This window comes from Hyphomonas sp. (assembly GCF_013823385.1).
GTDB lineage: Bacteria > Pseudomonadota > Alphaproteobacteria > Caulobacterales > Hyphomonadaceae > Hyphomonas.
This window is the reverse complement of the sequence record NZ_PNMA01000149.1, coordinates 1-1245: the sequence shown is the minus strand read 5'-3', so window position 1 is coordinate 1245 and position 1245 is coordinate 1. Positions and strand designations below refer to the sequence as shown.

The window sequence follows — 1245 nt, the reverse complement described above, 5'->3', positions numbered from 1 at the left end:
AGGATGCGTGTGAGTTTGCGCGAGGGAGGGACCCGGTCGGATAAGGTGCCCTCATTTTTCCGCTCATCCCCGCGCCCTTCGGCAAGCTCAGGATGAGGGCGGGGATCTCGCAAGGTAGCACGCACCCTCCCGAGACCCCCGCCTGCGCGGGGGTGAGCGGGGGTTGGGAGGGGAGAAGGCTGGGTCCCGGCTTTCGCCGGGATGACAAGGGGGAGGGGTGGGGAGGTGTTGGATAGGGCGGCGCTTATCCTCGCAGCTGCAGGCCCTCACCTCCCATTGCTGCGCAACGGGCCCCTCCTCTCCCACTTCGCGGGAGAGGGGCTAAGCGTTGCGCTTGCGGCGAAGTCCCAACCCCTCTCCCTCCGGGAGAGGCTGCGGAGAGTTACCCCTTCAGCAGCGCCTCGACCTCGGCGCGCCTTGGCAGGCTGGGTTGGGCGCCGGGTTTGGTGCAGGCCAGGGCACCGGCGGCGACGGCGTAGGTGAGGGCGTCTTCGGGGGATTTGCCCTTGATGAGGCTGACCGTGAGGGCGGCGCTGAAGGTGTCGCCCGCGCCGGTCGTGTCTACCACGGTGACCGGAGGCGGGGCGGCCGAGGCGATCTTCTGGCCATCCTGCCAGAGCTCTGCGCCGGCGGCGCCCAGAGAGATGGCGACATAGCGGCCAGGGGCGTGGAGGGCGTCGCCATAGAAGGCGGCTTCGGTTTCATTCACGATCAGGAGGTTTGCGCGGGCGATGAGCTCGGGCGGGACGGGCATGGCCGGGGCGAGGTTCAGCGCGACAAAGCCGGTGGCGCGCTCGGCGGCGGCGAGCAGTGTGGCGGAGGGCACTTCGAGGACGCCCATCATGTGTTCGATGCGGGCGCCTTCCACATCGCCCGGATCAAGCGCCGCATTGGCGCCGGGGCAGACGATGATCTGGTTTTCGCCTTCCTGCGAGACGGCAATCAGGGCGACGCCGGTGGTTTCACCATTGATATACTGGGTGGCGGAGAGATCTACGCCGGCGGCGCGCAGCAGTTTCAGGGCCTCTTCGGCCATATCGTCATTGCCGACGGCGGCGACGAGGCGAACGTCCGCCCCCAGACGTCTTGCAGCGAGGGCCTGGTTGGCGCCCTTGCCGCCGGGATGGCGGGCAAGGCGGGCGCCGGTGACGGTTTCGCCGGGCCTGGGCAGGGGACGGCCGCTGGCGACAAAGTCCAGATTGACCGAGCCGACGACGGTGATCATGGCGACGTCCTCAGAATGTC

General features: G+C 68.6%; 1 protein-coding gene. It reads right to left on the bottom strand.

Features of this window, described 5'->3' with window-relative positions; all coding sequences use genetic code 11:
* Positions 1 to 382 precede the first annotated feature (382 nt).
* The coding region (locus C0456_RS20630; RefSeq protein WP_367179328.1) for a ribokinase at positions 383 to 1245 on the bottom strand (863 nt) is incomplete at its 5' end.